This is a genomic window from Pseudomonas sp. R1-7 (genome assembly GCF_051132105.1).
In the GTDB taxonomy this organism is placed as follows: Bacteria; Pseudomonadota; Gammaproteobacteria; order Pseudomonadales; family Pseudomonadaceae; genus Aquipseudomonas.
On sequence record NZ_CP071661.1, the window covers coordinates 4,522,661 to 4,543,245 of the forward strand.

Below are 20,585 nucleotides of genomic sequence, written 5' to 3' on the forward strand. Positions count from 1 at the left end.
ACCTGACGCCATCGCGAGCAAGCTCGCTCCCACATTGGTTTTCGGTGGTCACTGCAACCCCGCAAGCCGCCCTTCGATAAACCGCCGTTCCGGCAACTGCTGCGTCAGTTCAAGCGCGCGTCGATACGCCGCCCTCGCCTCCTCCACCCGCCCCAATTGTCGACAAAACTCCGCCCGCGCCGAATGAGCCAGGTGGTAGTCGTCCAGATCGCCCCTGCCGAGTATCCCATCGACCAGGCTCAACCCAGCCTGCGGCCCGTCGCGCTTGGCGAGGGCGGCCGCGCGGTTGAGTTCGATGACCGGCGAAGGCAGCGCACGCAGCAGTACGTCGTAGAGGCCGACGATCTGCGGCCAGTCGGTTTCCTGCGCTGTCGGCGCTTCGGCGTGCACCGCGGCGATCGCCGCTTGCAGGCAATAAGGTCCGAACCGCCGGGTATTGAGCGCGGCCTCGACCATGGCGCAACCCTCGGCGATCATTGCCTGATCCCACAGCGAGCGGTCCTGCTCATCCAATAAAACCAGCTCACCGGCCATCGACGTTCGCGCTGGTCGCCGCGATTCGTGCAACAGCATCAATGCCAGCAACCCCATGACTTCGGCTTCCGGCAACAGCTCCATCAAGAGGCGCGCCAGGCGTATGGCTTCGCGGGTCAGGTCTTCGCGAATCAACTCGGTGCCCATCGACGCCGAGTACCCCTCGTTGAACACCAGGTAAATCACGCGCAGGACACTGTCGAGTCGCTCAGGCAATTCCGTGCGGGACGGCACCTGGTAGGGGATCTTCGCATCGCGGATCTTCGCCTTGGCCCGCACGATACGCTGGGCAATGGCCGCCGGCGCGGCAAGAAAGGCGTGGGCGATCTCCTCGGTGGTCAGGTCGCACACTTCACGCAGCGTCAGCGGCACCTGCGCGTCAGCCGCCAGGGCCGGGTGGCAACAGGTGAAAATCAGCCGCAGGCGGTCGTCCTCCACGTCTTCATCACTCCACTGGGCCTGCTCTAATTCCTCGAGCTGTGCAATCAACATCGGCTGCGACGCCGCGAAGCGCGCCCGCCGGCGCAGGCTGTCAATCGCCTTGAAGCGCCCGGCCGATACCAGCCAGGCCCGCGGGTTGTCCGGTACTCCGTCGCGCTGCCAGCGCTCGACCGCGATGAAGAAGGCCTCGTGCAGGGCTTCTTCAGCGAGGTCGAAATCCCCCAGCAGGCGAATCAAGGTTGCCAGGATTCGCCGCGAGTCCTGCCGGTAGACCTGCTCGACCCGTGCCTTGACCGCTTCGGCCGACATCAATCGGGCTGGCCTTGGCTTGACGGACCGTTGAATCGTGTGGAGGAAGCTGGCTCAAGATTCATGGAGGCAATCCCGTTGATGATCGTTGTTCAGACATTCAGTTGGCGTACCGGCCGGACCTCGACGCAGCCAACCCGGGCCGCCGGTATGTTGCCGGCGACCTGGATGGCTTCGTTCAGATCCTTGGCGTCGATCAGGTAGAAGCCCGCCAGTTGCTCCTTGGTTTCGGCGAACGGGCCGTCGGTAATCGACAGTTTGCCGCCACGCATGCGCACCGTGGTGGCGGTCTGCACCGACTCCAGGGCCTCGGCCGCGACCATCCGGCCGCTGCCCTGGATCGATTCGGCGTAGGCCATGCATTCGGCGTCCTCGGGACTGTCCGGCGAGTTATGCAGGACCTCTTCGTTGCTGTACACCAGGCATAAATACTTCATGGAAGACTCCGTGATCGGACTGATCGACAAGGATGGCAGAAGCGAACCGCAGCCGCTCAGGGCTGCAGGTCGAAAATCGCTGTCCCGGCCATCGGATCGAACGGCGCCGACCAATGCTCATGGACGATTTTCCACTGCCCGGCCGAACGCTTGTAGCAGGCCGTCACGCGCATCCAGCAGGCCTGTTCCTCGCCTTTTTCGTTGGTACCACCGCAATAGGCCAACCAATGAGCGAACGCAATGTCGTCAGCCGCGCTGATCTGCACTTGGTGAAAATCGAACTTGTGCGGGCCCGGGCACATTTCCATGCAGGCCTCCCAGTGAGCCTGGTAGGCGACCTTGCCCTTGAATTGCAGGGCTTGGATGGCGTCGAACGAGACAATGTCGTCGGCATACAGCGCCATGACCTTCTTCACGTCCTTGGCCATGACGGCTTGGCGATAAGTGTCGATCAGCGTCTGGATTTCGGTTTCCGCAGCTTGGGTATTCATGGTGATTCTCCGCATGTTTTTGTTAGAGACACCCTTTGTCGATTGGAGAAACGGCAAATCGACAGCTAAACAAAAATAATCCAAAGAAAAAATTTCGCTAGAATCCAAGGTCCATTCTGTCAGCAAACAACGGACGTTTTCGTGACCGCTCAGCTCGTACCTTATGAAGACCTGACCCCACTGCAACAGCAACAGGTCGAATCCATCGAAATCCACCCCGAACAAATCAAATTCTCCGGCGACATCCACGGTGCGCTACACACGTTGCTGTCCAAGCCCGGCCCAGGGGTCAAGGGTTTCGCGCTGTTGGCCGGCGAAGTGCCGGTCGCCTTCCTGCTGCTCAAGCGTCCGCCCGTGCTGCCGGCCTGGGCCGACGAACACAGCGCGACCCTGCACGCCTTGCAAGTCGACCATCGCGCCCAGGGCAAAGGCTACGGCAAGGCCTGCCTGCAAGCGCTACCCGCCGCGGCTCGCGCGGCGTGGCCGGAAATCAAGGGACTGGAGCTCTCGGTCGATGCGGACAACGACTCGGCCATCGGTCTTTATACCCGGCTGGGCTGGGTCGATAGCGGAGAGGCGTACAAGGGCCGCATCGGTTATGAACGGCGGATGGGCTTGGTGTTCCAGCCAGACGAATCTGCCGCCGGGGAGGCCTGAACCATGTTGACATCGATTGAACAACTGGAAGCCATCTACGGCCAGCCCCATGAACGGGCAGTACGCAAACAGATCCCTTTTCTCAACGAGGATTACCAGGCGATGGTCCGGGCCTCGCCAATGGTGGTCATCGGCTCGGCAGGGCCGGATGGCCTGGACAGTTCGCCCCGTGGCGACGCACCGGGTTTCGTGCAGATCCTCGACGAACACACCTTGGCGCTGCCCGACCGCCCGGGCAATAACCGCATCGACACCCTACGCAACGTTCTTCATGACCCGCGGGTGTCGCTGCTGTTCATCATCCCCGGGATCGGCGAGACGTTGCGAGTCAACGGCTGCGCGCGCATCAGCGCCGAACCCGAGCTGCTCGAGCGCTTCGCAGTCAATGGGAAGCTGCCTCGCACGGTATTGCTGGTCACGGTCGAAGCGGCATTTTTTCATTGCTCCAAGGCCATCGTGCGCTCGGAGCTGTGGAACCCGGAGCGCCACCTCGATCGCTCGGCAGTTCCTAGCGCCGGAGCGATCCACAAGCGTCTGAATGAGGGGTTCGATGCCGAGGCTTACGACCGCGAGACGCCTGCGCGGGTGCAGGCCAGTCTGTATTGAACAATCCTTTTCGCGCTTTAGAACGAATGGGTCAGGTCACTTTGGCTTGAGGGGTATCCAGATTTCCAGGCTGCCTTCGCGGGTCCGGGGGTTGAAATCTTCACTGTAGCGCTCGAACTCCGGTTCATCCGCCGCCTGATGGCCGGAGTTCGGCAGCCATTCTTTCCAAATGTATTGGAAGGTGTCCGGCAGTTCTTTCAAGTCTCCCTTGTGCTCGAACACCGCGTACGGCCCGGGCTGGATCTCGATCCAGCGGAATCGCTCCGGCAAGTCGTCGAGCCGGCTGATTTCCACGCCGGCGATGTATTCGAAACCACCCTTGCCGTCCGGGTTGCAACACACCCCGTAGGTCACTTCGTCTTTCTGTCCCGGCACCTTGCCGAGCCAAGGCAGGAACCTTTCCCAGAGCTGCGGGATGTCCTCGGCGGTGTCCTGGGTAAAACGCGCGCCGAAACCGGCGATGAGCTGAAAGCGTCCCTGCTCGAAGCGAGGCTCGGCTGCGTTGACGCGTTTTTGCGTTTCCATTACTTCAACACTCCGGAAAATTTGAAGTCGGGCTTGGCAGTATAGAAGCCAAACCGTATTTGCCAGGCCGTTTCGCTTGTCAAAGCACCGGCATGCCGGCGGCGTTTACTTTTCCGACAAACTCGTTGTAGCCAGAAACAATCACGTAGACCGCGAAATAACAGAAGATCGCTGCCGATGCCCGATAGGAGTAGCGCAGCAATTTATCGCCCAGCAATTTTCCACCCTGGGTCGCCGCCAGGCACAGCCCCGCGCTCCACAGCAGACCGGCGCTGAGGAATCCACCCAAGAACAACGCCGAACTGAGCACCGTGCCACCACCGGAGCGGGCAATCAGCGTCCCGCCCACCGCAGCAAACCAGAGGATGGCGCTGGGCGATGACATGGCGAGGAAAATCCCGCGGAAAAACTCCTGGCGCGGCGAGTTGCCTCGAGTTTCACCCGCCTCAGCCAGTACCGCGCTGTGATAGATCGCCGAATGAATCATCTTCGCGGCGAAATACAGGAGCAGCACCGAGCCACCGATCCACAACACCCAACGCACCGCTTCGTATTGCAACAAAACGGTCATTCCGGCCAACGCCAGGACTGCGTAGACCAAGTCTCCCACGCAGGTGCCAAGGCCCAAGGCGAAGCCCTGGAAATAGCCGCGTTGCATCGCCAGGGTGATCATCGCGATGTTGGCCACGCCAATGTCCAGGCACAGCGAAAGACTCAGCAGGAAACCGCTGGAAAATTCCATTATTCGTTCCATCAGGATTAGATATGCGTATTCAGCCGCCCGCAGGGTCCTTCGGTGGCCCTGCAGCCGGGGCGACAGTGTCGTCGAAAAATGTTCGGCGCGGCTACTGGACAATTTGACATCAGGCCGATTATCTTGCGCCGCAGGCCACCGCAGTGGCCAACGTCGCTCGGACGGTTCCGGGCGCTCACGTATCTCGAGGCAACAATGGCCGAACAAGGTTCGCCGCGCCGCTTTGCGCGCATCGATCGACTCCCCCCGTACGTATTCAATATCACTGCCGAGCTGAAGATGGCTGCGCGTCGGCGCGGCGAAGACATCATCGACTTGAGCATGGGTAACCCCGACGGCGCCACGCCCCCACACATCGTGGAGAAACTGGTCACCGTCGCCCAGCGTGAAGACACCCACGGCTACTCCACGTCCAAAGGCATCCCGCGCCTGCGCCGCGCCATTTCGCGCTGGTACAAGGACCGCTATGAAGTGGACATCGATCCGGAAAGCGAAGCCATCGTCACCATCGGTTCCAAGGAAGGCCTGGCGCACCTGATGCTGGCCACCCTGGACCAGGGCGACACGGTGCTGGTGCCCAACCCCAGCTATCCGATCCACATCTACGGCGCGGTGATTGCCGGCGCCCAGGTGCGTTCGGTGCCGCTGGTGCCTGGCGTGGATTTCTTCGACGAACTGGAGCGGGCCATTCGCGGCTCGATTCCCAAGCCGAAGATGATGATCCTGGGCTTTCCGTCCAACCCCACCGCCCAGTGCGTGGAGCTGGACTTCTTCGAACGGGTCATCGCCCTGGCCAAGCAGTACGACGTGCTGGTGATCCACGACCTGGCCTACGCCGACATCGTCTATGACGGCTGGAAAGCCCCGTCGATCATGCAAGTGCCGGGGGCAAAAGACATCGCGGTGGAGTTCTTCACCCTGTCCAAGAGCTACAACATGGCCGGCTGGCGCATCGGCTTCATGGTGGGCAACCCGGAATTGGTCAGCGCCCTGGCGCGGATCAAGAGCTACCACGACTACGGCACCTTCACCCCGTTGCAAGTGGCCGCCATCGCCGCCCTCGAAGGCGACCAGCAATGCGTGCGCGACATCGCCGAGCAGTACCGCCAACGCCGCAATGTGCTGGTCAAGGGCCTGCATGAGCTGGGCTGGATGGTGGAAAACCCAAAGGCGTCGATGTATGTCTGGGCGAAGATTCCCGAAGCCTATGCACACTTGGGTTCATTGGAATTTGCCAAGATGCTGCTGGCCGAGGCCAAGGTCTGCGTCTCGCCGGGGGTGGGGTTCGGGGAATATGGGGATGATCATGTGCGCTTTGCGCTGATCGAGAACCAGGACCGGATTCGTCAGGCGGTGCGGGGGATCCGTGGGATGTTTCGGGCGGATGGATTGGTAAGCAAACCTAACGCCTGACACGAAGGTGGGAGTTGGCTCCCACCTGGCTCTGCTGATCACCAAAAACCAATGTGGGAGCGAGCTTGCTCGCGATAGCGGCATAACAGTCAGCATCTCTGTCGACTATTACACCGCCATCGCGAGCAAGCTCGCTCCCACAGGTTTTAGATCACCAGCGACAACAGCAGGATGAAGATCAGCCCCACCACGGACAGGATGGTTTCCATCGCCGTCCAGGTTTTGAAGGTTTCGGCCACGGTCATGTTGAAGTACTGCTTGACCAGCCAGAAGCCTGCATCGTTTACGTGGGACAGGATCAACGAACCGGCACCGGTGGCCAGTACCAGCAGCTCACGGTTCACGCCCGGCATCATCCCGACGACAGGCACCACGATCCCGGCACCGGTAATGGTCGCCACGGTCGCCGAGCCTGTGGCAATGCGGATCACCGCAGCCACCAGCCATGCCAACAGGATCGGCGAAATCTGCGCGCTCACTGCCATATGGCCGATCACATCGCCCACGCCGCTGGTCACCAGCATCTGTTTGAAGCCACCGCCAGCGCCGATGATCAGAATGATCGCGGCGGTCGGTGCAAGGCTCGCGTCCAGCCATTTGAGCATTTGGTTGGAACCGATGCCCTGCTTGTAGCCAAAGGTGTACAGCGACAGCAGCAATGCCAGCAACAGTGCCGAGATCGGGTGCCCGATCATGTCCATCCAGACGCGGAACAGGTTGCCGTCCGGCAGCGCCACGTCAGCGAACGTCTTGAGCAGCATCAGGAACACTGGCGACAGCACGGTGATCAAGGTGATGCTGAAGCTTGGCAGCTCGGCGGAGTTCGTCTCGCGAGCCAGTTGGTCCACCAGTTCCTGGTTCGGATGGCCGGGGATGTGCTTGGCAATGAACGTACCGAAGATCGGGCCGGCGATGATGGCAGTCGGCAGCGCGACGATCAGGCCATAGAGAATGGTCTTGCCGATGTCGGCGCCGAAGATGCCGATCGCCAGCAGCGGACCCGGGTGCGGCGGCACCAGGCCATGGACTGCGGAAAGACCAGCCAGCAACGGGATACCGATCTTGATGATCGAAACGCCGGTGCGGCGCGCCACGATGAACACCAGCGGGATCAGCAGCACGAAGCCGATTTCGAAGAACAGCGGGATGCCCACCAGGAACGCGGCGAACATCATCGCCCACTGCACTTTTTCCTTGCCGAAGGCGCGGATCAGGGTCTGGGCGATCTGGTCGGCCCCGCCCGATTCGGCCATCATTTTGCCGAGCATCGTGCCCAGCGCCAGGATGATGCCGACAAAGCCCAGCACGCCACCGAAGCCGTCCTGGAACGCCTTGATGATGGTGCCGGTCGGCATGCCCGACGTCAGGCCGAGGAACGCGGCGGCGATGGTCAGTGCAATGAACGGGTGGAATTTGAACTTGGTAATGAGGACGATGAGTCCGATCACCGTGACCACTGCATCAAGCAGTAGGAACGTCTCGTGGGACATGCCGAACATGGGAGGTGTCTCCTGATTTGTTGTTGTTATTGAAGCAGTTATTAATGGGCCGTCGGGACAGCGCTATCTTTCTGACGCAAATTTTTTGAAACTCAGCTGGCGAGCTTCAAACCGTGGGCCAACCACCAGACGTAAGCCTGGCGGGCCAGTTCGTCGATACTGTGGCTGGACGCGTCCAGAGCCAGGGTCAGGGGCTCGCCGACAGGGGATTCAAGGGTGGCAAACTGGCTGTCGATCAGGGTCGACGGCATGAAATGGCCGGGACGGTGGGAAACGCGGTCGGCGGCCACTTCGGGGGTCAATTCAAGGAATACGAAACCCAGGCCCGGCAAGGCACTGCGCAGACGCTCGCGATAGCTGTGCTTGAGGGCCGAGCAGGTCAGCACCGGGCGTGCGCCCGTCGCGTCGACACGGCGCAACTCGTCGCTCAGGCTGTCGAGCCAGCCGGCACGGTCATCGTCGTTCAGGGGAATACCGGCGCTCATCTTCTGGATGTTGGCCGCAGGGTGGAACGTGTCGCCTTCAATGGCGGTGGCGCCGCTCAATTGGCACAGGGCCTGGCTGACGCAGGTTTTGCCGCAACCGGCGACGCCCATGATGACCAGGGCGGTGATTGGATTATTCATGTAACACCTCAGCGCGCAGACAGCGCTACCTTTGCCAGTTATGACACCGTAGCAAAAGCAGAAGTTGCCGACGCCTTCTTGTCATTTTTGTGGTTGCAGCATGTTCGTCCACGACACCAACGGTTGGAGGATCAGGCAACCCCCGTTCATGCATTTGCAGGCGCGTCGAGACAGCGCTACCTTAGTGCCTTGATTTTTGTTTGGCAAGCCGCCCTGATGACCGCCCCTAAAAACGATAAGAATACACGCACCACCGGTCGCCCCACGCTCAATGAAGTCGCACGCCTGGCCGGTGTCAGCCCCATCACCGCCTCCCGGGCCCTGCGCGGCGTCAGCACCGTGGCCATCGAACTGGTGGAGAAAGTCCGCTTGGCCGCCGTGGAGCTTAACTACGTCGTCAACCCCGCCGCCCGCGCCCTCGCCTCGGCCCAGAGCCATTCGGTGGTGGTGCTGGTGCCGTCGTTGTCCAACCTGCTGTTCATCGACACCCTGGAAGCCATCCATCGGGTCCTGCGGCCCAAGGGCTTCGAAGTGGTGATCGGCAACTACCACTACTCCCGGGACGAAGAAGAAAATCTGCTGCGCAACTATATGGCGTACCAGCCCCGCGGCTTGTTGCTGACCGGATTCGACCGTACCGAAAGCGCCCGGCGCATGATCGAGGCCAGCAACATTCCATGCGTGTACATGATGGAACTGGACCCTGGCGCCGGCCTCAACTGCGTGGGATTTTCCCAGCTCAAGGCCGGCGAGACCGCCGCCGAGCATTTGGTTTCCCGGGGTCGCAAGCGCCTGGCCTACATCGGCGCGCAACTGGACCAACGTACGTTGCTGCGCGGCGAAGGTTTTCGTCGAGCGCTGCAGAAGGCCGGGCTTTACGATCCTGATCTGGAAGTACTCACTCCTCGCCCGTCATCGGTGGGCCTGGGCGGCGAGTTGTTCCTGCAACTGCTGGCCAGCCATCCGGACGTCGACGCCATCTTCTTCGGCAACGACGACCTGGCCCACGGCGCCCTGCTCGAAGCGTTGCGCTGTGGCATCAAGATCCCCGAGCAGGTTTCGATCCTGGGCTTCAACGACTTGCCCGCCTCGGCTCATATGGTCCCGCGCTTGAGCAGCATCAGCACCCCGCGGGAAGCCATCGGCCGCCGCGCCGCCGAGCAAATGCTCACGCTGATGGCTGGCAATCGCATTGCCCAGCCAGTCGTGGACCTGGGTTTCGAACTCAAGGTTCGCGAAAGTACCTGAGGCTTGGCACGATGCGGTCGATCCCTGCCGACGAACGGCAAGGATTGGCCGCCTCCGCTGAAAGCAACTATGCCGCAGCCCTTGAAATACAGGGCGTTGCGGCGATGGCATGGGAAATGCTCTTGCCCATCGCTCAGCCATCACCTACAGGTACACATCATGTTGGTCAGTGCCAAACAGCAAGCGATGATCATGCCGCTCAGACGGTCGGACAGGGACCCTACCGCCGAAGCCGCCAGCGGCCTTCAGAGCGCCGCGCTACAGGCGCTGCGCGATAACCTCAATGGCGCCCAGGTCCAGGAGTCCGCGACGCAACAAGCCACACAACAGGTCAACGCAGCTACCGCCATCAGCGACAACGTAGACGAAGCCTTCGCCAAGACCCGTGTGCAGTTGCAGACGGTTGGCTCTTCAGCCCCTGAAGACATCAGCTCTGCCATGGCGCAGTTCAAGGACTACATGAGCAAGACGCCAGAAGAACGCCTGCGTGACAGCATTCTCGAAGAGATGGGCATCACCGAAGAGGAATACGAGGCGATGCCGCCCGAGAAGCAGCTGGCGGTCGGCGAGGAAATAGCCCAGCGCATGCAGGACAAGGCGGCGATGGCACAGGCTGAAAAAGCCCAGGAAAGCCGGTCGGATGAGAAAAACCCGGCCACGGATATGTTCCTCGCCTCGCTGTGAACCCGTCAGACAAGCGCCGGGAATTTCCCGGCGCATTGTGTGCTCCCCTATAATCCCCCGCTTTCATTCCTCACCGCATTTGCGCCATGTCCGAATTCCATTGCACACGTCTCGACGAGCCCCTGTGGCCATTGATGAACAAGTTCTACCGCGCCCATCAATCCTCGATGAAAGCCGTGCGCGACGCACAGCTGTGGGTGGCGCGGCGCGAGGAAATCGTCGCAGCACTGTGCCTGCGACCGGTTTCGGGTGGGCATTGGCTGACGGGGCTGTTTGTCGACCCGGCGTACCGCACGCAGGGTATCGCGGGGCGGTTGATCGCCGAAGCGGTGAAAGACCTGGACGCGCCGGTGTGGTTGTTTTGCCACCCCGATCTACGCGGTTTTTATGAGCGACACGGGTTCGTTTTCAATCCCGAACTGCCTTATGCGATGGCTGAACGCTTGAGTCGATATGCACGCAGCAAGCCGATGATCGCAATGGGATCGGTGCCCACACAGCTCTAAAGTGCTGTGCATCGATGTGGGAGCGGGCTGGTCAGGATCAGTTGTTAGCTATTCGTCAGCCCCAGGATCCAGATCCGGAAACATCACCTCGGTGAATCCGAACTTGCTGAAGTCGGTGATGCGCGACGGATACAAGCGGCCGATCAGGTGGTCGCATTCATGCTGGACCACCCGCGCATGAAAGCCCGAAGCGATGCGCACGATCGGCTCGCCCTTGGGGTCGAAACCTTCGTAGCGGATCTGCTGGTAGCGATCCACCGCGCCGCGCAAGCCTGGCACCGACAGGCAGCCTTCAAAGCCTTCCTCCATCAACGGACTCAGCGGCGTGATCAACGGGTTGATCAGGATTGTCTGCGGCACCGCCTCGGCATCGGGATAACGCTCGCTGTGCTCGAAGCCGAAGATCACCAGTTGCAGGTCTACACCGATCTGCGGCGCCGCCAGGCCGACGCCGCCGACGCTTTCCATGGTCTGGAACATGTCGTCGATCAACTGCCACAACTCGGGACTGTCGAACATTTCCGGCGGCACCGGCGGGGCGATGCGCAGCAGGCGTTCGTCGCCCATCTTAAGGATTTCGCGAATCATGGTCGGGCTTCGTCAGTGTGGGTGTGGTGGATGGAATGGTCGCGCCCAAGGCCCGACACATGCTGTTTTTCGTGCTCGCCGGGGTTCTTTTCGCCAGGATCCTTGCCTTCGGCGGACATGTGCTCGATCACTGCATTCATTTCCGCGCCGAGCAACAGCACGGCCGCCGAGATATAAAAGTACAGCAACAGCACGATGATTGCCCCGATACTGCCATACATGGCGTTGTAGTCGGCGAACGTCTTCACATAGAACGCGAAGCCCAGCGACGCGATGATCCACACCACAACGGCCAATACCGAGCCCGGCGTGATGAAGCGAAACTCCTGTTTGACGTCCGGCATCACGTAATAGATCAGCGCCACCGCCACCATCAGCAAAAACACGATGACCGGCCAGCGCGCAATCGTCCAGACGGTGACGATGAATTCCTCCAGCCCGATCTGCGCGGCAATCCAACCCATCACCTGCGGGCCCAGTACCATCAAGGCCGCGGCGGCCAGCAGCATGCCGGCAATGCCGACGGTGTAGAGAATCGACAGCGGAAAGCGCTTCCAGGCCGGGCGCCCCTCCACCACGTCGTAGGCAGCGTTCATCGCGCTCATCATCAATCGCACGCCGGCCGACGCGGTCCACAGCGCAATCACGATACCCACCGAGAGCAAGCCGCCCTTGGATTGCTGGAGCTGGTCGATCACCGGGTTGACTTGCTCCAGCGCCTGGGGCGGCAGCACCAGTTCCGATTGCAGGCGCAGCCAGGAGAAGAAATCCGGCAGGTGCAGGAAGCCGATCAGCGCAATCAGGAAAAGAATGAAGGGAAACAGCGAAAACAACATCTGGTAAGCCAGCGCGGAGGCATAGGTCGACATCTCGTCGTCGAGAAATTCGGTCACCGTGCGCATCATCACGCGATGCAGGGGCAAGCCTTTCATGGCCGGGAACATCATAAGCGTCTCCTTTCGCCGCAAGAAAGAGGAGTCCGTGGCGACTCAAGGGCCGTTTTCTACATCAAAGTAGCCGGTTTGGCGACTTTGGAACACTGTCAGCGTTTTTCAGCCGACGCAGAATTGACCGGCGATTCACGAGGCAAGTTTCATCGTTCGCACAGGCGGGGCTTTATGTTTGCCCGGCAACCGTCGAGAATGCCTCTCTATTCCGGCCTGGCCCGAAGCTCCATTCCCGTAGGAACGTTATGAAACTCGACAAAAAGCAGGCCATCGCCCGCAGGAACCAGCAACTGGGCGGCGCCGTCCTGGGTGTCAACAACTGCCACTTCAGCGAACTGAACCGCAACCGCAACATCTTCTGGTTCGACATTCCGGTGGCCCGCCTGGCCATCGGGCAGTACGAATGGATTCATCTGCTGTTGCACACACCGGCCACTGACGAGTTGTTGCACCTGAAGGTGCCAACCGTATTCCTGCGAGAAAAAATGGAAGGCCTGGAAGTGCGCAACCAGGGCAAACGCAAAGCCGCCCTGAGCCTGGAACTCAGTGCCGACAAGGATTCCTACCTGCAGGACATGCGGCCGGGTGGCACCAACCTGGATTTTGCGCAGTTTCGGTTGTAGCGCTACCACAATAAAAAGCCCCGCATCGCGGGGCTTTTTATTGGCAGCTGTCTCGTCCTGAATAAGGTTTACACCTTCTGACCTATCCTCAGGAGGAACCAATGGATTCAGGAAAAAAGCGCAGTCAGCGTGATTACACGCTGAGCTTTAAATTGGCGGTCGTCGATCAGGTTGAAAAGGGCGAACTGAGTTATAAAGAGGCTCAACGGCGTTATGGGATCCAGGGCCGGTCGACTGTGTTGGTGTGGTTACGCAAGCATGGACGGCAGGACTGGAGCCAAGGCGCCTCCATTCGTGCCCAGAGGAACCGACCGATGGCCGAGCCAAATTTGCCGCTGACACCAGAGCAGCGAATCAAGGAGCTGGAAGAAAAGCTGGCCCTTGCCAACCAGAAAGCCCAATTTTTTGAAGCTGTCGTTGACGTGCTGAAGAACGATTACGGTGTTTCTGTCGTAAAAAAGCGATCCGGCAAGTCCTCAGCCAAGGGCAAATAGAAGACCTGAGTGTTACCAGGGCTTGCCAGTTTCTGGGCATCTCACGGCAGGCGTATTACAAGCGCAATCGAGCTTACGACGCGCGAGCTAGCCACGCGCAAAAGGTGCTGGGGTTTGTGCTGGAGACACGCCTTGAAATGCCCCGGTTGGGCACCCGCAAGCTGCATGGCCTTATGAAATCCGAACCTGAACTGACGCAAACGGTAGGCCGAGATCGGTTGTTCGATATTTTGCGGGATCATCGACAACTGGTCCCACGCAAACGCGCTTATCACAAGACGACCGACAGTCATCATCGCTTCCATCGACATCCAAATCGGCTCAAGCCCGGCCCTGACCAGGTCACTGCCACCGGCCCGGAACAGGTCTGGGTGGCGGATATAACCTATTTACCGACCGAGCAAAGCGTCGCTTACGTAAGTCTGATCACTGATGCGTTCTCGCGCAAAATAGTCGGCCATCATGTGCATGAAAGCCTGCATACCGAGTCAGTCATCCTGGCGATGAGAAAAGCTCTTCGACACCGAAGAACCAATCAGCCGCTGGTACATCACTCCGATCGGGGCTCGCAATACTGCTCTGATCTCTATCAAAAGCTGCACGCCAAGCATGGCGTCATGTGTTCGATGACTGATGGCTACGACTGCTACCAAAATGCTCTAGCGGAACGAGTGAATGGGATTCTGAAAACAGAATTTCTTTTACACCGTCCCAAAGACCTTGCCCAAGCCAAGCGCATGGTTGAGGAATCGATAGAAATCTATAACCGTAAGCGACCTCATCTGGCCCTGAAATACAAAACGCCCGATGCGGTGCATCGGGCGTTTTGAGACTGAAACAGGTGTAAACCTATTTCAGGACTAGACAAGCTGTCTTACTTCTTCAGCCCCAACTTCCTCAGTTCTTCATCACGCAACTCGCGCCGCAGGATCTTGCCAACGTTGGTGGTCGGCAGTGCATCGCGGAACTCCACGGACTTGGGCACTTTGTAGCCGGTGACATTGGCGCGCATGTGTTCCATCACCTGCTCCTTGGTCAGCGTGACACCCGGACGCGCGACGATGAATATCTTGATCGCCTCGCCGGACTTCTCGTCCGGTACGCCGATGGCCGCGCATTGCAGCACGCCCGGCAGGGCCGCCAGCACGTCTTCCAACTCGTTGGGGTAAACGTTGAAGCCGGAGATCAGGATCATGTCTTTCTTGCGATCGACGATGCGCATGTAGCCATCCGGTTGGATCAGCGCGATGTCACCGGTCTTGAGCCAGCCTTCGCTGTCGAGGATCTCGTCGGTAGCATCCTGGCGCTGCCAGTAGCCCTTCATGACCTGAGGGCCTTTCACGCACAATTCGCCGATTTCACCCAAAGGCAGTTCTTCGCCCGCGTCGTTGATGACCTTGCACAAGGTCGACGGAACCGGGATGCCAATGGTGCCAATCTGAATGTTCTGGATCGGGTTGACGGTGGCCACCGGGCTGGTTTCGGTCATGCCGTAGCCCTCGCAGATCGGGCAACCGGTGACCGCTTTCCAACGCTCCGCCGCTGCCAGTTGCAGAGCCATGCCGCCAGACAGGGTGACCTTCAGCGCCGAGAAATCCAGCTTGCGGAAGGCTTCGTTGTTGCACAGCGCCACGAACAAGGTATTGAGGCCGACGAAGCCGCTGAATTTCCACTTCGACAGTTCCTTGACCATCGCCGACAAATCGCGCGGGTTGCTGATCAGGATGTTGTGGTTGCCGATCAACATCATCGCCATGCAATGAAAGGTGAAGGCATAGATGTGGTACAGCGGCAGCGGCGTGATCAGTACTTCGCAGCCTTCATTGAGATTGGACCCCATCAGGGCCTTGCACTGCAGCATGTTCGCCACCAGGTTGCGGTGGGTCAGCATCGCGCCCTTGGCTACGCCGGTGGTGCCGCCGGTGTATTGCAACACCGCCACGTCATCACTGGTCGGGCTGGCTTCGTTCACGGGCTGGCCGTGGCCTTTGCTCAGCACGTCGTTGAACTTGATGGCCTTGGGCAAATGATAAGCCGGGACCATCTTCTTGACGTACTTGATCACGCTGTTGATCAACAAGCGCTTGAGCGGCGGCAGCAAGTCGGCCACTTCGGTGACGATGACGTGCTTGACGCCAGTCTTGGGCACCACGCTTTCGGCCAGGTGCGCCATGTTTGCCAGGCACACCAGAGCCTTGGCGCCGGAGTCGTTGAATTGGTGCTCCATTTCCCGCGCGGTGTAGAGCGGGTTGGTATTGACCACGATCAGGCCGGCGCGGATGGCACCAAACACAGCCACTGGGTACTGGAGGACGTTGGGCAGCTGCACGGCGATTCGATCGCCCGGCTGCAAATCGGTATGCTGTTGCAGGTACGCCGCGAAGGCACCGGACAACTCGTAGAGTTCACCGTAGGTGATGGTCTTGCCGAGGTTGCTGAATGCCGGCTTGTCGGCGAAGCGTTGGCAGGATTGCTTCAGCACCGCCTGAATATTCGGATACTCATCTGGATTGATGTCGGCAGCAATCCCAGCTGGGTATTTATCCTTCCAAAAGTTTTCAATCATGGAAGCCCCACTCCTCAGCAACGCGAATTCTCACCGCATTTGATGCGATTATTATTGGTGTGTGTCTATTGGTGAATCTGGCTTGAATCAAGGCCGAGAAGTCACAAAAGCGCGCCGAGAGTAGCAGCTTTGCCAAGGGTCGCCTAGAGCCAAAAATGGCCCCTACAGTCATAAACTTGACTCAAGAACATTCAATGGTCATTTTTAGAGTAAAAATTCTAAGCCTTACCTAATTGACCCGAACACATAAAACATCTGTGGGAGCGAGCTTGCTCGCGATGGCGGTGAATCAGCCAACATTTCTGTTACTGACAGACCGCTATCGCGAGCAGGTTCGCTCCCACAGGGTTCCACTTCAACGCTCGAGCGTCAGGCGATATCGCGCAGTTCCCGGCGCAAGATCTTGCCCACTGGGGTCATCGGCAGTGATTCCCGCAGCACGATGTGCTTGGGAACCTTGTAGCCGGCGAAGTTCTCCTTGCAGTACGCCTTGAGTTCTTCAAGGCTGACCCCCGACTCACGGGCCACGACGAACAGTTTCACCGCCTCCCCCGAACGTTCGTCCGGCACGCCGATCACCGCGCAACTGGCGACTTTCGGATGGGCCATCACTACATCCTCGATTTCGTTCGGGTACACGTTGAAACCCGAGACGATGATCATGTCCTTCTTGCGGTCGACAATGCGCACGAACCCATCGGGATCGATCACCGCGACATCACCGGACTTGAACCAGCCTTCGCTGTCGAGCACTTCGGCGGTCGCTTCGGGCTTGTTCCAGTAGCCCTTCATGATCTGCGGCCCCTTGATGCACAGCTCGCCGCGCTCGCCCAACGGCAGCTCGACACCGTCGTCGCTGATGACTTTCATCAGCGTACCCGGTACCGGCAGCCCCACCGTGCCCAGGCGCGACTTGCCACCGTAAGGATTGGCGCTGGCCACGGGCGAGGTTTCGGTCAACCCGTAGCCCTCGGTAATACCGCAACCGGTCATCTGCTTCCAACGCTCCGCGGTGGCCTTGACCAGTGCGGTGCCGCCTGAGTTGGTGACCTTGAGGTTGGAGAAATCCAGCGTCTTGAAATCCGGATGGTCCATCAGCGCGACGAACAGCGTGTTCAGCCCCAGCAGCAGCGAAAACCGCCAATTCTTCAGTTCCTTGATAAAACCGCCGATGTCCCTGGGATTGGTGATCAGCACGTTGTGGTTGCCCGTGACCATCATGCACATGCAGTTCGCCGTGAAGGCATAGATGTGATACAGCGGCAGCGGTGCGATCATCACTTCCTGGCCCTCGCGTAACAACGGCTGGCCGTCGTCGCCGATCTGACCCAGGCAGGCGCGGGCCTGCTGCATGTTGGCCACCAGGTTGCGATGGGTCAGCATGGCACCTTTGGCCAAGCCGGTGGTGCCACCGGTGTATTGCAGCACGGCAATGTCGTCGAGGCCGACGCTCAGCGGCTTGATGCCCTGGCCTCGTCCCAGGCGCAAGGCACTCTTGAAGGAAATGGCCTGGGGCAGTGAATAGTCCGGGACCATCTTCTTGACCTTGCTCACCACCGTATTGACCAGCCAGCCCTTGGCGGTGGGCATCAGGTCGCCCATCTTCGCTTCGATCAGGTATTGCAGGTCGGTGTCGGGCAGCACTTCCTGGACTTTCTGCCCGAACAGGTTCATGTACACGAGCGCCCGGGCACCGGAGTCCTTGAACTGATGACGCATTTCCCGCGGGGTATAAAGCGGGTTGGTATTGACCACCACCAGCCCGGCGCGCAGGGCACCGAAGACCGCGATCGGGTATTGCAGGACGTTGGGCATCTGCACGGCGATACGATCGCCCGGCGCCAGGTCGGTATGGGCTTGCAGATAACCGGCAAAGGCCGCGCTGTAGCGCTCCAGCTCGGCATAGGTGAGCGTCACGCCCATGTTGCTGTAGGCCGGACGGTCGGCGAATTTCTTGCAGGAACGCTCGAACACCTCGACAACCGACTTGTAGGCACTCAGGTCAATGTCCGAGGGCACGCCGGCCGGGCGTTTGTCATTCCAGAAATCAGGCTGCATTGTTTTTGTCCTCTTTACCTGAACGTATCCGGGGACCGCTTGCGTATCGCTTGCACAGGCGGAGCTCATGGGACACTAGCAGCTATGGCCAATCAGGCAAATATGGCAACTTGCGTCATAGATTGTGTGAATCTTCCTGAATTGCCTTGGCCTGTTCAGGCGAGACGCAACGGATGCGCTATACAATGCAGCGACGCTGCGTCTGACTTTGTGCAAAGGAACCGCCATGATCCACCAAACGTTCTGGCTGACCGCGACCGATCACAGCCGCTTGTTCGTCAATCAGTGGCTACCCGAAACCGCCCCGCGGGCGGTGATCATGCTGGCCCACGGCATGGCCGAACACAGCGGCCGCTATGGGCGCCTGGCCCAGGCACTGTGCGATGAAGGCTACGGCGTCTACGCGCCGGATCTGCGCGGGCATGGCAAGACCGGCGAAGAAGCGATCCTCGGTCACTTTGCCGACCAGGACGGTTGGGCCAAGGTTGTCGGCGACCTGGCGAGCCTGAATCACCACATCGGCCAGCAACACCCAGAAACCCCCATCCTGCTGCTGGGCCACAGCATGGGCAGTTATATCGCCCAGGGATATTTGTTGCACCACAGCGCCAGCCTGCACGGGGCCATCCTCAGCGGTTCGAATTTCCAGCCCGTGGCGCTTTACCGCGCGGCGCGGCTGATCGCCCGTTTCGAACGACGGCGCCAGGGAGCCACAGGGCGCAGCGCGCTGATCGAGTGGCTGTCCTTCGGCAGCTTCAACAAAAGATTCAAACCCGTGCGAACGCCCTTTGACTGGCTCAGTCGCGACCCCGCGGAAGTGGACAAATACGTCCAGGACCCGCTGTGCGGCTTTCGTTGCACCAATCAACTGTGGGTCGACCTGCTCGGCGGGTTGCAGCAGATCAGCAAAGCGTCCACTCTCGCGCAGATCGATCCAGGCCTGCCGTTGCTGGTGATCGGCGGCGAATGTGATCCGGTGAACGAAGGCAAGCGTCTGAAAGATCTGGCCGATGCCCTGCGCGACGGCGGCAACCAGCATTTGCAGTTGACGATCTATCCGCAGGCCCGGCACGAGCTGTTCAACGAAACCAACCGCGATGAAGTCACCGCCGACGTGCTGGCCTGGATTGCCCAGGCCCTGAGCCTTCAGCGGCCGCCACGCAGCGAGTAGGTTTGCAGCGTTTTTTCTCTACACGTCACAGGATCCAGACATGACCCAGGTTACCAACATCCCTTACGAAGCCCTCGAAGTCGGCCAGACCGCCAACTACAGCAAGACCGTCGAAGAGCGCGACATCCAGCTGTTCGCCGCCATGTCCGGCGATCACAACCCGGTGCACCTGGACGCCGAGTTCGCCGCCGCCAGCATGTTCAAGGAGCGCATTGCCCACGGGATGTTCAGTGGCGCGCTGATCAGCGCGGCAGTGGCGTGCGAGTTGCCTGGGCCGGGCACTATCTACATCGGCCAGCAGATGAGCTTCCAGAAACCCGTGAAAATTGGCGATACCCTGACCGTACGCCTGGAGATCCTGGAGAAACTGCCGAAATTCCGCGTACGCATTGCGACCCGCGTATTCAATCAGCGCGATGAACTGGTGGTGGACGGCGAAGCGGAAATCCTCGCTCCGCGCAAGCAGCAGACCGTGACCTTGCCCGAGTTGCCGGCAATCACTGTCGGCTGATTGACGCGATCCAAAGTGGGTAGGATGTGGCAGTTATTGCTGCCCCTCTTGCACCTGCACACTCGCCGTCATGCCGGCACTCAGGCTCACGCCTTCCGGCACCTTGTCCAGCTTGATCCGCACCGGGATCCGCTGGGCCAGGCGCACCCAGTTGAAGGTCGGCTCGACCTCCGCCAGCAGTTGCGCATCGGGATTGGTGTTGCGGTCGGTGATGCCTCGGCTGATGCTTTCCACATGGCCTTCCAGCGCATGGCCGGCGCTCATCAGCCAGACCTTGACTGGATCGCCGACGCGAATCCTCGGCAGTTTGGTTTCTTCGAAGTAAGCCTGCACGTAGAACGTTGAATCATCGATCAACGCCATGACCGGTTGACCGGCGTTCACGTAGTTGCCTTCGGCCAGGCGCAGGTTGGTAATGTGACCACTACGTGGGGCCAGGACCTGGCTGCGGGCCAGGTTCAGCTCCGCAACCTTGGCCTCGGCCTGGGCCTCGCGCAGCTCGCCTCGGGCAATGCCCGCATTGATCTGGGCGTTTTCACGCAATTCCGCACTGATGGCCTGGGGCCCCAGGGCCGCCCGGCGGCTGGCTTCGTGTTCGCGCAGGCTCAATTGCTGCTGGCGCGTCTGGACCACTGCCCGAGCTTTCTCCACCGCGGCCTCGAAACGCTCGCGATCGATACTCAGCAAGAGATCCCCCGCCTTGACTGGCTGGTTGTCCACGGCCTTGAGTTCGCGCACCCAACCAGAAACGTCAGGGGCGATGACCACCACGTCGGCGCGGATGCGTGCATCCCGGGTCCAGGGTGTGAGCATGTAGTACTGCCACAAATGCAAGCCGGCGAAAATCGCCACGGCCACTACGCTCAGCGTGACGGCGACACGTACTGAAGTACGCAT

22 protein-coding genes are annotated in these 20,585 nt (G+C 60.0%); 10 read left to right on the forward strand and 12 right to left on the reverse strand.

Annotated elements, in window-relative coordinates:
- Positions 1-48: 48 nt before the first annotated feature.
- From J3P79_RS20175 to J3P79_RS20185, 3 genes are all read right to left on the reverse strand, one after another.
- Positions 49-1,284, reverse strand: a complete 1,236-nt coding sequence (locus J3P79_RS20175; protein ID WP_434605336.1) for an RNA polymerase sigma factor — start codon at positions 1,282-1,284, stop codon at positions 49-51.
- Positions 1,285-1,376: 92 nt separating this feature from the next.
- On the reverse strand, positions 1,377-1,721 hold the full coding sequence (locus J3P79_RS20180; protein WP_434605337.1) for a YciI family protein: 345 nt from the start codon (positions 1,719-1,721) through the stop codon (positions 1,377-1,379).
- 56 nt (positions 1,722-1,777) lie between these two features.
- Positions 1,778-2,212, reverse strand: coding sequence for a YybH family protein (locus J3P79_RS20185; protein WP_039593808.1), 435 nt, complete (start codon positions 2,210-2,212; stop codon positions 1,778-1,780).
- 141 nt (positions 2,213-2,353) lie between these two features.
- Here J3P79_RS20185 and J3P79_RS20190 point away from each other — a divergent pair, with 141 nt between their 5' ends.
- Entirely contained in the window at positions 2,354-2,869 is a 516-nt protein-coding gene (locus J3P79_RS20190) for a GNAT family N-acetyltransferase (RefSeq protein ID WP_434605338.1), read from the forward strand.
- Between the two features lie 3 nt (positions 2,870-2,872).
- Positions 2,873-3,475: a pyridoxamine 5'-phosphate oxidase family protein gene (locus J3P79_RS20195; protein ID WP_434605339.1), complete on the forward strand. Its 603-nt coding sequence runs from the start codon at positions 2,873-2,875 to the stop codon at positions 3,473-3,475.
- Between the two features lie 36 nt (positions 3,476-3,511).
- Here J3P79_RS20195 and J3P79_RS20200 read toward each other — a convergent pair whose 3' ends face one another.
- Both J3P79_RS20200 and J3P79_RS20205 read right to left on the reverse strand, forming a co-directional pair.
- Positions 3,512-4,000, reverse strand: a complete 489-nt coding sequence (locus tag J3P79_RS20200) for a GyrI-like domain-containing protein (RefSeq protein WP_434605340.1) — start codon at positions 3,998-4,000, stop codon at positions 3,512-3,514.
- 79 nt (positions 4,001-4,079) lie between these two features.
- On the reverse strand, positions 4,080-4,742 hold the full coding sequence (locus J3P79_RS20205) for a LysE family translocator (protein ID WP_434605341.1): 663 nt from the start codon (positions 4,740-4,742) through the stop codon (positions 4,080-4,082).
- A 207-nt stretch (positions 4,743-4,949) separates the two neighbouring features.
- On the opposite strand from J3P79_RS20205, the gene alaC reads away from it, so the two are divergent.
- The gene (alaC, locus tag J3P79_RS20210; protein WP_434605342.1) at positions 4,950-6,167 is read left to right on the forward strand and encodes an alanine transaminase; all 1,218 of its coding nucleotides are present in this window, start codon (positions 4,950-4,952) and stop codon (positions 6,165-6,167) included.
- A gap of 146 nt (positions 6,168-6,313) precedes the next feature.
- Here the strand turns inward: alaC and J3P79_RS20215 are convergent, their stop codons facing one another.
- Positions 6,314-7,666 (reverse strand): GntP family permease, encoded by a 1,353-nt coding sequence (locus J3P79_RS20215; protein ID WP_434605343.1) that lies wholly within the window; start codon positions 7,664-7,666, stop codon positions 6,314-6,316.
- A 92-nt stretch (positions 7,667-7,758) separates the two neighbouring features.
- Positions 7,759-8,292 carry a gluconokinase gene (locus J3P79_RS20220; RefSeq protein WP_434605344.1) on the reverse strand — a complete coding sequence of 178 codons (534 nt, stop codon included), beginning with the start codon at positions 8,290-8,292 and terminating at the stop codon, positions 7,759-7,761.
- Positions 8,293-8,508: 216 nt separating this feature from the next.
- Here J3P79_RS20220 and J3P79_RS20225 point away from each other — a divergent pair, with 216 nt between their 5' ends.
- From J3P79_RS20225 to J3P79_RS20235, 3 genes are all read left to right on the forward strand, one after another.
- Complete coding sequence (locus J3P79_RS20225) at positions 8,509-9,540, forward strand: LacI family DNA-binding transcriptional regulator (RefSeq protein ID WP_434605345.1); 1,032 nt, start codon at positions 8,509-8,511, stop codon at positions 9,538-9,540.
- Positions 9,541-9,699: 159 nt separating this feature from the next.
- Positions 9,700-10,224, forward strand: a complete 525-nt coding sequence (locus J3P79_RS20230; RefSeq protein WP_434605346.1) for a hypothetical protein — start codon at positions 9,700-9,702, stop codon at positions 10,222-10,224.
- Positions 10,225-10,310: 86 nt separating this feature from the next.
- A complete protein-coding gene (locus J3P79_RS20235; protein WP_434605347.1) occupies positions 10,311-10,730 on the forward strand; it encodes a GNAT family N-acetyltransferase in 420 nt (139 codons plus the stop codon).
- Between the two features lie 48 nt (positions 10,731-10,778).
- Here J3P79_RS20235 and def read toward each other — a convergent pair whose 3' ends face one another.
- Both def and J3P79_RS20245 read right to left on the reverse strand, forming a co-directional pair.
- Complete coding sequence (gene def / locus J3P79_RS20240) at positions 10,779-11,318, reverse strand: peptide deformylase (protein ID WP_434605348.1); 540 nt, start codon at positions 11,316-11,318, stop codon at positions 10,779-10,781.
- On the reverse strand, positions 11,315-12,265 hold the full coding sequence (locus tag J3P79_RS20245) for a YihY/virulence factor BrkB family protein (RefSeq protein WP_434605349.1): 951 nt from the start codon (positions 12,263-12,265) through the stop codon (positions 11,315-11,317). The genes def and J3P79_RS20245 overlap by 4 nt, the downstream gene beginning before the upstream one ends.
- A gap of 245 nt (positions 12,266-12,510) precedes the next feature.
- On the opposite strand from J3P79_RS20245, the gene J3P79_RS20250 reads away from it, so the two are divergent.
- Both J3P79_RS20250 and J3P79_RS20255 read left to right on the forward strand, forming a co-directional pair.
- Positions 12,511-12,888 carry a hypothetical protein gene (locus J3P79_RS20250; protein WP_039593796.1) on the forward strand — a complete coding sequence of 126 codons (378 nt, stop codon included), beginning with the start codon at positions 12,511-12,513 and terminating at the stop codon, positions 12,886-12,888.
- A gap of 101 nt (positions 12,889-12,989) precedes the next feature.
- A protein-coding gene (locus J3P79_RS20255) for an IS3 family transposase (RefSeq protein ID WP_434604220.1) occupies positions 12,990-14,212 on the forward strand; the annotation gives its coding sequence in 2 pieces (ribosomal slippage) (positions 12,990-13,341 and positions 13,341-14,212; 1,224 coding nt in all).
- 44 nt (positions 14,213-14,256) lie between these two features.
- Here J3P79_RS20255 and fadD1 read toward each other — a convergent pair.
- Positions 14,257-15,948 (reverse strand): long-chain-fatty-acid--CoA ligase FadD1, encoded by a 1,692-nt coding sequence (gene fadD1 / locus J3P79_RS20260; RefSeq protein ID WP_434605350.1) that lies wholly within the window; start codon positions 15,946-15,948, stop codon positions 14,257-14,259.
- A 369-nt stretch (positions 15,949-16,317) separates the two neighbouring features.
- Entirely contained in the window at positions 16,318-18,006 is a 1,689-nt protein-coding gene (fadD2, locus tag J3P79_RS20265; RefSeq protein ID WP_039593794.1) for a long-chain-fatty-acid--CoA ligase FadD2, read from the reverse strand.
- Between the two features lie 226 nt (positions 18,007-18,232).
- On the opposite strand from fadD2, the gene J3P79_RS20270 reads away from it, so the two are divergent.
- Complete coding sequence (locus tag J3P79_RS20270) at positions 18,233-19,177, forward strand: lysophospholipase (protein WP_434605351.1); 945 nt, start codon at positions 18,233-18,235, stop codon at positions 19,175-19,177.
- Between the two features lie 40 nt (positions 19,178-19,217).
- Positions 19,218-19,688 carry a MaoC family dehydratase gene (locus tag J3P79_RS20275; protein ID WP_434605352.1) on the forward strand — a complete coding sequence of 157 codons (471 nt, stop codon included), beginning with the start codon at positions 19,218-19,220 and terminating at the stop codon, positions 19,686-19,688.
- Positions 19,689-19,721: 33 nt separating this feature from the next.
- Here the strand turns inward: J3P79_RS20275 and J3P79_RS20280 are convergent, their stop codons facing one another.
- On the reverse strand, positions 19,722-20,585 hold the full coding sequence (locus J3P79_RS20280) for an efflux RND transporter periplasmic adaptor subunit (protein WP_434605353.1): 864 nt from the start codon (positions 20,583-20,585) through the stop codon (positions 19,722-19,724).